We start from the raw sequence: 8,491 nt of genomic DNA, 5'->3' as shown, positions 1-8,491 counted from the left end.
CCCCGCGCCCCGCGGCCCTACGCCTCCCGTACCCCGCGCTGTGCGCCCCGCGCCCCGCGGCCCTACCCATCCCGTGCCCCGCGCTGTGCGCCCCGCGCCCCGCGGCCCTACCCCTCCCGTGCCCCGCGCTGTGCACCCCGCGCCCCGCAGCCCTACGCCTCCCGTACCCCGCGCTGTGCACCCCGCCCGCACTCCCGCCGTGCCGGCGCTATCCCAGGCCCCTTGCGCGCGGGCGGCGGCCAGGATTCGTCCAACCTCGGGGATGTTGCTGCCTCCGAGACGCCGGAGGCAGCAACATCGCTGATGTTGCGCGGATCGTCGGCGTGGCGTGGCCTGGCCTGGCCTGGCCTGAGGGATCGTGCTTGATCCTGGTTCTAGTGGCCTCACCGAGCTGCCGTCACCACTACAACCGGGATATTGCGCGAATCTTGCCGGGCGGGACGACGCGTCTTGCCGGGCGGGACGACGCGACGTACGGCGCGGCAGGGGCGGCGCACGCTCTGTTACGGGGCAGAACGCATCGAGCGCGACACCCCCGGGTCGGGGTGTCGCGCTCGACGGGCAGAGCCGACCGGAGTCGGCTCAGACGTTGAAGCCGAGGGAACGGAGCTGGTCCCGACCCTCGTCGGTGATCTTGTCCGGACCCCACGGCGGGAGCCACACCCAGTTGATCCGGATGTCGTTGACCAGGCCGCCGCCGGGGCCGGTGGTCAGCGCCTGCCGGGCCTGGTCCTCGATCACGTCGGTCAACGGGCAGGCCGCCGACGTGAGCGTCATGTCCAGGGTCGCGACGTTCTCGTCGTCGACGTGCACCCCGTACACCAGGCCCAGGTCGACCACGTTGATGCCGAGCTCCGGGTCGACGACGTCCTTCATCGCCTCCTCGATGTCGGCGATCATCGCCTTGCTGACGCCGGCCGCCGGGGCGGCGGCGTCGCCGGCGCCCGGCGTCGCCGCGCCGTCGGTCGTCGCGCCGTCGGTCGTCGCGGCGCCGGTCTGCGGCGTCGCGGTGGCGTCACCGGCCTCCGGCGTCGCTGCGGTAGCGGTGTTCTCGCTCATGCCTTCACCTCCGGGCTCACGCCCACACCGGCGCGTGCCGCGGCGTCCTTGAACGCCATCCACGGCAGCAGCGCGCACTTGACCCGAGCGGGGTAGCGGGCCACACCCGCGAAAGCCACCCCGTCACCGAGCACGTCCTCGTCCGGCGTGACCTGGCCACGGCCGGACATCAACTCGACGAACGCCTCGTGCACCTCAAATGCTTCCCCCGCGCCCCGACCGCGCAGCAACTCGTGCAGCACGCTCGCCGACGCCTGGCTGATCGAGCAGCCCATCCCGTCGTACGAGATGTCGTGCAGCACCGCGCCGTCGGTGGCCACCCGGACGGTGACCTCGTCGCCGCAGGTCGGGTTGACGTGGTGCGCCTCCGCGACCTGGTCACCCGGGTCGTCGGCGTCGCGCAGGCCACGCCCGTGCGGGTGCTTGTAGTGATCCAGGATGATCTCCTGGTAGAGCTGGTCGAGCTGCACCATCAGTCGAACACCTTCCGCACCTGCTCCAGACCGGCCACCAGAGCGTCGATCTCCTCGGTGGTGGTGTAGAGGTAGAACGAGGCCCGGGTCATCGCCGGGACACCGAACCGGCTGCACACCGGCTTCGCGCAGTGGTGGCCCACCCGCACCTGCACGCCGAGCGAGTCGAGCACCTGACCCACGTCGTGCGGGTGCACGTCACCCAGCGCGAACGAGATGGTGCCGCCCCGGCCCACCGGCACGGTCGGGCCGAAGATCCGCAGGTCGCGCACCGAGCCGAGGGCCTCCAGCGCGTACGCCGTCAACTCCTTCTCGTGCCACTGGATGGCCGGCATCCCGATCCCGGTGAGGTAGTCCACCGCCGCGCCGAGCGCGACCGCCTCGGCGATCGGCGGGGTGCCGGCCTCGAACCGGGCCGGCGGAGCGGCGAACGTCGACCGGGCCATGGTGACCGTCTCGATCATCGAGCCGCCGCCGAAGACCGGCGGCATGGCCGCCAGCAGCTCGCCCCGGCCCCAGAGCACACCGATGCCGGTCGGGCCGCACATCTTGTGCCCGGTGAAGACGATGTAGTCGGCGTCCAGGTCGACCACGTCGATGGGCAGGTGCGGCACCGACTGCGAGCAGTCCAGCAGCAGCAGCGCGCCCACCTCGCGGACCCGCGCGGTGATCCGGGAGGTGGCGTTGACCGTGCCGAGGATGTTCGACATGTGCACCAGCGAGACGATCTTCGTCCGCTCGGTGACCAGGTCGTCCAGGCCCGACTCGTCCAGCCGGCCCTGGTCGGTGACCGGGAACCAGCGCAGGGTGGCGCCGGTCCGCTCACAGAGCAGCTGCCACGGGACGATGTTCGAGTGGTGCTCCATCTCGGAGATCACCACCTCGTCGCCCGGTCCCAGCCGGAACCGGGGGTCGCCGTCCGGGCGCAGCGAGGCGTTGGAGAAGGCGTACGCCACGATGTTGATCGCCTCGGTGGAGTTCTTGGTGAACACCACCTCGTCCGGGCTCGACGCGTTGAGGAACGCGGCGATCTTGGCCCGCGCCCCCTCGTACGCCTCGGTGGCCTCGGTGCCCAGGGTGTGCACCGAGCGCGACACGTTGGCGTTGTGCCGCGCGTAGTGCTCCCCGAGCACGTCGAGCACCTGCCGGGGCTTGTGCGAGGTGTTGGCGCTGTCGAGGTAGACCAGCGGGTGCCCGTTGATCTCCCGGTCCAGGATCGGGAAGTCGGCGCGCACCCGGGCCACGTCGAGACGCGGCACGTCGTCGTACTGCGGCATCCCGGACGGGATCGCGATGCTGGTCATCTCGGCAGCGCCTCTCCCGCTCAGGCCTTGGCCGTGCCGGCCCCGGCGGCGTACCGCTCGTAGCCCTCGGCCTCGAGCTTGTCGGCCAGCTCCGGGCCGCCCTGCTCGACGATCCGGCCGGCCACGAAGACGTGCACGAAGTCCGGCTTGATGTAGCGCAGGATCCGGGTGTAGTGGGTGATCAGCAGCACGCCGGTGTCGCCGTTGTCGCGGACCCGGTTGACGCCCTCGCTGACGACCCGCAGCGCGTCCACGTCGAGGCCGGAGTCGGTCTCGTCGAGGATCGCGATCTTCGGCTTGAGCAGCTCCAGCTGGACGATCTCGTGCCGCTTCTTCTCACCGCCGGAGAAGCCCTCGTTGACGTTGCGCTGGGCGAACGCCGGGTCCATCTGGAGCCGCTCCATGGCGCCGCGCAGCTCGCCGCCCCAGGTGCGCAGCTTCGGCGCCTCGCCGTCGATGGCGGTCTTCGCGGTGCGCAGGAAGTTCGCCACCGAGACGCCGGGCACCTCGACCGGGTACTGCATGGCCAGGAAGAGGCCGGCGCGGGCCCGCTCGTCGACGGTCATGGCGAGCACGTCCTCGCCGTCGAGGGTCACCGAACCGCCGGTGATCTCGTACTTGGGGTGGCCGGCGATCGAGTACGCCAGGGTGGACTTGCCGGAGCCGTTCGGGCCCATGATCGCGTGGGTCTCACCGGAGCGGACGGTCAGGTCGACGCCCGACAGGATCGGCTTGAGCTCACCCTCGGGCAGCTTGACCGACACCTTCAGGTCGCGGATCTCCAGGGTGCTCATTATCGGGTCACTCCATTACTCGGCGTCAGGCTGAGGTAGATGTCGCCGTCGCGGACTTCGACGGGGTAGACGGGTACGGGTTCGGTGGCCGGCAACCCGGAGGGCTGCCCGGTGCGCAGGTCGAAGCGCGAGCCGTGCAGCCAGCACTCGAGCGTGCAGCCGTCGACCTCACCCTCGGAGAGGGCGACCGAGGCGTGCGAGCACTCGTCGTAGGCGGCGTAGAACTGGCCGTCCTCGCCGTGCACCAGCGCGATCGGGGTGCCGTCGACGTCCGCGCTGATCGCGGTGCCCTTCGGCACGTCCTCGGTGGAGCAGATCCGGATCATCAGGCGCCGGCCTTGGTCAGCCGGGCCTCGATGGCGTCGCCGAGGCGCTCGCGCAGCGACTCCACCGGGATCTTGTTGATCAGCTCGGCGAAGAAGCCGCGGACCACCAGGCGGCGGGCCTCACCCTCCGGGATGCCCCGGGCCATCAGGTAGAACAGCTGCTCGTCGTCGAAGCGGCCGGTCGCGCTGGCGTGGCCGGCGCCGGCGATCTCGCCGGTCTCGATCTCCAGATTGGGTACGGAGTCCGCCCGCGCGCCGTCGGTGAGCAGCAGGTTCCGGTTGATCTCGTACGTGTCGGTGCCGGTCGCCTCGGCCCGGATCAGCACGTCGCCCACCCAGACGGTGTGCGCGTCCTCGCCCTGCAGGGCGCCCCGGTAACCGACGTAGCTGCGGCAGTCCGGCACGCTGTGGTCCACCAGCTGCCGGTGCTCCAGGTGCTGGCCGGAGTCGGCGAAGTAGACGCCGTACAGCTCGGCCTCGCCGCCGCGGCCCGTGTACTCCACCGAGGTGTACTGCCGGACCAGGTCGCCACCGAGGCTGACCTGGACGTGGGTCACCCGGGCGTCACGACCCAGCTTGATCTTGAGGTGCTGCGCCTGCACCGCGTCGTCGGCCCAGTCCGCGACGGTGACCAGGGTCAGCTTCGCCCCGTCGGCCACGGAGACCTCGACGTTGTCGGCCAGGGTCACCGAGCCCACGTGCTCCAGCACGAGGGTCATCTCGGCGAACCGGCCCACCTCGACGAACGTGTGCCCGAAGGCCAGGCCCTCGGCGCTGTCGCCGACCACCCGCAGGCTCACCGGCGCACCCACCACGACGTCGCTGGCCACCCTGAGCAGCAGCGCCTCGCCGGCACCGCCGTAGGCGAGCGCGCTGACCCGGTCGACCGGGGTGAGCACGCTGCCCACCCGGGGGTCGTCGGTGCCGATCCGCTCGACGGCCACGCCCTCGGGCAGGTCGCCGTACTCGTGCCGGACCGTGCCGGTGGCGGCCTGCGGCTCACCGGCGAGGCCGCGCAGCCGCTTGAGCGGGGTGAAACGCCACTCCTCCTCCAGGCCGGTGAGGGCCGGGAAGTCGGCGACGTCGTACGAGCGCAGCGCCTGCGACTTGGTGCTGGGCGGCGCGGAAGCCTGGGTAGTCATTTCTTCCTTGGTCTGTTCTACGACGACGGTGTCAGGTGCTCGGTGGGCGGGCGGCGTCAGCCGACCGCGCCCTCCATCTGGAGTTCGATCAGCCGGTTCAGCTCCAGGGCGTACTCCATCGGGAGCTCCTTGGCGATCGGCTCGATGAAGCCGCGCACGATCATGGCCATCGCCTCGTCCTCGCTCAGGCCCCGGCTCATCAGGTAGAAGAGCTGGTCGTCACTGATCTTGGAAACGGTCGCCTCGTGCCCCATCGACACGTCGTCCTCGCGGATGTCGACGTACGGGTAGGTGTCCGAGCGGGAGATGGTGTCGACCAGCAGCGCGTCGCACTTGACCGTGCTCCGGCTGTGGTGCGAACCCTCCAGCACCTGCACCAGGCCCCGGTACGAGGTGCGGCCGCCGCCCCGGGCGATCGACTTCGACACGATGGTCGAGGAGGTGTGCGGCGCGGCGTGCACCATCTTGGCGCCGGCGTCCTGGTGCTGGCCCTCGCCGGCCATGGCCACCGAGAGCACCTCGCCCTTGGCGTGCTCGCCGGTCATGAAGACCGCCGGGTACTTCATGGTGACCTTGGAGCCGATGTTGCCGTCGACCCACTCCATGGTCGCGCCCTCGTGGCAGACAGCGCGCTTGGTGACCAGGTTGTAGACGTTGTTCGACCAGTTCTGGATGGTCGTGTAGCGGCAGCGCGCGTTCTTCTTGACGATGATCTCCACGACCGCGCTGTGCAGCGAGTCGGAGGAGTAGAGCGGCGCGGTGCAGCCCTCGACGTAGTGCACGTACGCACCCTCGTCGACGATGATCAGCGTCCGCTCGAACTGGCCCATGTTCTCCGTGTTGATCCGGAAGTAGGCCTGCAGCGGGATCTCCACGTGCACACCCTTCGGCACGTAGATGAACGAGCCACCGGACCACACGGAGGTGTTCAGCGCGGCGAACTTGTTGTCGCCGACCGGGATCACCGTGCCGAAGTACTCCTTGAAGACGTCCTCGTGCTCACGCAGCGCGGTGTCGGTGTCCAGGAAGAGGACGCCCTGCTCCTCAAGGTCCTCACGGATCTTGTGGTAGACGACCTCGGACTCGTACTGCGCCGCGACACCGGCGACCAGCCGCTGCTTCTCCGCCTCCGGGATGCCCAGCCGGTCGTAGGTGTTCTTGATGTCCTCGGGCAGGTCCTCCCAGCTGGTGGCCTGCTTCTCGGTGGACCGCACGAAGTACTTGATGTTGTCGAAGTCGATCCCGGTGAGGTCGGCGCCCCAGGCCGGCATCGGCTTGCGGCCGAACAGCCGAAGACCCTTCAGGCGCAGGTCGAGCATCCAGGCCGGCTCGTTCTTCTTGGCCGAGATGTCCCGCACCACCGCCTCGTTGATGCCGCGCTGGGCAGCCGCCCCGGCGGCGTCCGGGTCGGACCAGCCGTACTCGTAGCGACCCAGCGCAGCGAGCTGCTCTTCCTGGGTCAGGGGCTGGACGATCTGCTCGGTCATCTATCTGTCCTCACAGTGGTGACGGGATTACCGGATTGAGCGCGTACCGGCTGAGTCGGAATGTGCGTGGTGCACACCCCGTCGCCGTGCGCGATGGTGGCCAGGCGCTGCACGTGGGTGCCGACCAGACGGGAGATCACCGCGGTCTCGGCCTCGCACAGCTGGGGAAACTCGGCGGCCACGTGCGCCACCGGGCAGTGGTGCTGGCAGAGCTGGCCGCCGGAGGCGATCGTGGACGCGTTGGCAGCGTAACCCTCGGCGGTGAGCGCCGCGGCGAGTGCCTCGGCTCTGGCGAGGGGGTCGTCGCCGGCGTCCTCCATGGCCGCCTGACAGCGGGACTCGAGGGCGGACACCTGCTCGGTGGCGAACGCCTCGACCGCGTCCGAGCCACCGCTGCGGGCGATCCAACGCAACGCGGCCGTGGCCATGTTGTCGTAGTGATGGGTGCCACAGCGGACCCGGGCGGCCTCGGTCAGCATGAACACCTTGGCCGGACGCCCCCGCCCACGGCTGCCCTGCACGGTCTGCTCGCGGGCGTACACGTCACCGTCGGCGAGCATCGCGTCCAGGTGCCGGCGGATCGCCGCCGGGCTGAGCCCGAGGGCCACGCCGAGCTGCGCGGCGGTGGTGGCCCCCCGCTCCAGCAGCAGCTGGGTGACCCGGTCCCGCGTGGGAACCTCGGTCGGCGCGGCGTCGCCGAGCGCGGCGGACGTGGTCACGACCGGCGCGGACGCGCTCGCACCGACGGCCGGACCGGCCGTCGGCTGCTGCCCGGAGAGCGCCGCCGCGTTTTTCACAACGCCAACGTTACGTAATTACCCGGAGGGTCGCAAACCCGGGCCCCGGTGATCCGAACCACCGACCCGGCGGAGTCGGAAGAACCTCGATCACTACGGTGCGTAGGATTTGTGCCGTGAACCGATACGTCCGTCCGGTCTCCGGCACCCTGCTGCGCCGCCTCGCGCTCACCTCGATCATCGCGAACGTGGGCATCGTCGTCACCGGCGGGGCCGTCCGGTTGACCGCCTCGGGCCTCGGTTGCCCCACCTGGCCCCGGTGCACCGACGATTCCTACGTCACCACGCCCGAGATGGGCGTGTACGGGGTGATCGAGTTCGGCAACCGGATGCTGACCTTCGCGGTGGGGCTGATCGCGCTGGCCACCGTGCTGGCCGTGCTGGCGCACCGACCGAGGCGGCCCGGGCTGCTGGCGCTGTCCGTCGCGGTCTTCCTGGGCATTCCCGCCCAGGCGGTGATCGGTGGCATCACCGTGCTCACCAACCTCAACCCGTGGGTGGTCGGGCTGCACTTCCTCGCCTCGATGGCGGTGATCGCGGCCGCGTACGCCCTCTGGCGGCGCATCGCCGAGCCGGACGGGCCCACGGTGGCCGTGGTGCCGGCCCCGCTGCGCGCGCTGGCCCGCGTCACGACCGGCGTCGTCGTCGCGGTGCTGGTCGTCGGCACCTGGGTCACCGGCAGCGGCCCGCACGCCGGCGACCACGGCGCCGCCCGCAACGGACTGGACCCGGAGACGATCTCCCAGGTGCACGCCGACGGCGTCTTCCTGCTGATCGGCCTCTCGGTGGCGCTGATCTTCGCGTTCCGCGCCGTCGGCGCCCAGCGGGCCTTCCGCGCCGCGATCGTCCTGGTCGCCGTGGAGCTGGGTCAGGGCTTGATCGGCTTCGTGCAGTACTTCACCCACGTCCCGGCGTTCCTGGTCGGCACGCACATGCTCGGCTCCTGCCTGGTGCTGCTGGCCACCCTCTCGGTGCAGTGGTCCACCCGCGAACGCCGTCCGGTCGCCCCCACGCCGCGAACCGCCACCCCCACCGACGCCGAAGCCGTCCCGGCCACCGCCTGAGCCGGGGGCCGCGCCCCGCCCGCTGGCTCCGCGCGTCCCCGCGGG

The 8,491-nt window shown here is 70.8% G+C and carries 9 protein-coding genes; 1 reads left to right on the top strand and 8 read right to left on the bottom strand.

Features of this window, described 5'->3' with window-relative positions:
- Positions 1-582: 582 nt before the first annotated feature.
- The 8 genes from EAD89_RS29300 to EAD89_RS29265 are packed head-to-tail and all read right to left on the bottom strand — an operon-like array spanning position 583 to position 7,304.
- Positions 583-1,059 (bottom strand): metal-sulfur cluster assembly factor, encoded by a 477-nt coding sequence (locus EAD89_RS29300; RefSeq protein WP_121677941.1) that lies wholly within the window; start codon positions 1,057-1,059, stop codon positions 583-585.
- Positions 1,056-1,529, bottom strand: a complete 474-nt coding sequence (sufU, locus tag EAD89_RS29295; protein ID WP_121653048.1) for a Fe-S cluster assembly sulfur transfer protein SufU — start codon at positions 1,527-1,529, stop codon at positions 1,056-1,058. The genes EAD89_RS29300 and sufU overlap by 4 nt, the downstream gene beginning before the upstream one ends.
- Positions 1,530-1,531: 2 nt before the next feature.
- A complete protein-coding gene (locus tag EAD89_RS29290) occupies positions 1,532-2,836 on the bottom strand; it encodes a cysteine desulfurase (protein WP_121677940.1) in 1,305 nt (434 codons plus the stop codon).
- 20 nt (positions 2,837-2,856) lie between these two features.
- Positions 2,857-3,630 (bottom strand): Fe-S cluster assembly ATPase SufC, encoded by a 774-nt coding sequence (gene sufC / locus EAD89_RS29285; RefSeq protein WP_121653027.1) that lies wholly within the window; start codon positions 3,628-3,630, stop codon positions 2,857-2,859.
- Positions 3,630-3,956, bottom strand: a complete 327-nt coding sequence (locus EAD89_RS29280; protein WP_074312767.1) for a non-heme iron oxygenase ferredoxin subunit — start codon at positions 3,954-3,956, stop codon at positions 3,630-3,632. Before EAD89_RS29280 ends, sufC begins: the two co-directional genes overlap by 1 nt.
- A complete protein-coding gene (sufD, locus tag EAD89_RS29275) occupies positions 3,956-5,098 on the bottom strand; it encodes a Fe-S cluster assembly protein SufD (RefSeq protein WP_121653028.1) in 1,143 nt (380 codons plus the stop codon). The genes EAD89_RS29280 and sufD overlap by 1 nt, the downstream gene beginning before the upstream one ends.
- A gap of 56 nt (positions 5,099-5,154) precedes the next feature.
- Complete coding sequence (sufB, locus tag EAD89_RS29270; RefSeq protein ID WP_121653029.1) at positions 5,155-6,585, bottom strand: Fe-S cluster assembly protein SufB; 1,431 nt, start codon at positions 6,583-6,585, stop codon at positions 5,155-5,157.
- Complete coding sequence (locus EAD89_RS29265; RefSeq protein WP_121653049.1) at positions 6,582-7,304, bottom strand: metalloregulator ArsR/SmtB family transcription factor; 723 nt, start codon at positions 7,302-7,304, stop codon at positions 6,582-6,584. Before EAD89_RS29265 ends, sufB begins: the two co-directional genes overlap by 4 nt.
- A gap of 194 nt (positions 7,305-7,498) precedes the next feature.
- On the opposite strand from EAD89_RS29265, the gene EAD89_RS29260 reads away from it, so the two are divergent.
- The gene (locus tag EAD89_RS29260; RefSeq protein WP_121677939.1) at positions 7,499-8,446 is read left to right on the top strand and encodes a heme A synthase; all 948 of its coding nucleotides are present in this window, start codon (positions 7,499-7,501) and stop codon (positions 8,444-8,446) included.
- The last annotated feature ends 45 nt before the right edge of the window (positions 8,447-8,491 follow it).

The organism is Micromonospora sp. BL4 (assembly GCF_003667505.1).
GTDB lineage: Bacteria > Actinomycetota > Actinomycetes > Mycobacteriales > Micromonosporaceae > Micromonospora.
Note: the sequence above shows the minus strand (reverse complement) of the source record. Positions and strands in the feature narration are given on the sequence as shown.

Excerpts from the sequence above, each read along its gene's own strand:
- sufD (WP_121653028.1), bottom strand. The coding sequence starts at position 5,098 with ATGACTACCCAGGCTTCCGCGCCGCCCAGCACCAAGTCGCAGGCGCTG.
- sufC (WP_121653027.1), bottom strand. The coding sequence starts at position 3,630 with ATGAGCACCCTGGAGATCCGCGACCTGAAGGTGTCGGTCAAGCTGCCC.
- EAD89_RS29300 (WP_121677941.1), bottom strand. The coding sequence starts at position 1,059 with ATGAGCGAGAACACCGCTACCGCAGCGACGCCGGAGGCCGGTGACGCC.
- EAD89_RS29280 (WP_074312767.1), bottom strand. The coding sequence starts at position 3,956 with ATGATCCGGATCTGCTCCACCGAGGACGTGCCGAAGGGCACCGCGATC.
- EAD89_RS29290 (WP_121677940.1), bottom strand. The coding sequence starts at position 2,836 with ATGACCAGCATCGCGATCCCGTCCGGGATGCCGCAGTACGACGACGTG.
- sufB (WP_121653029.1), bottom strand. The coding sequence starts at position 6,585 with ATGACCGAGCAGATCGTCCAGCCCCTGACCCAGGAAGAGCAGCTCGCT.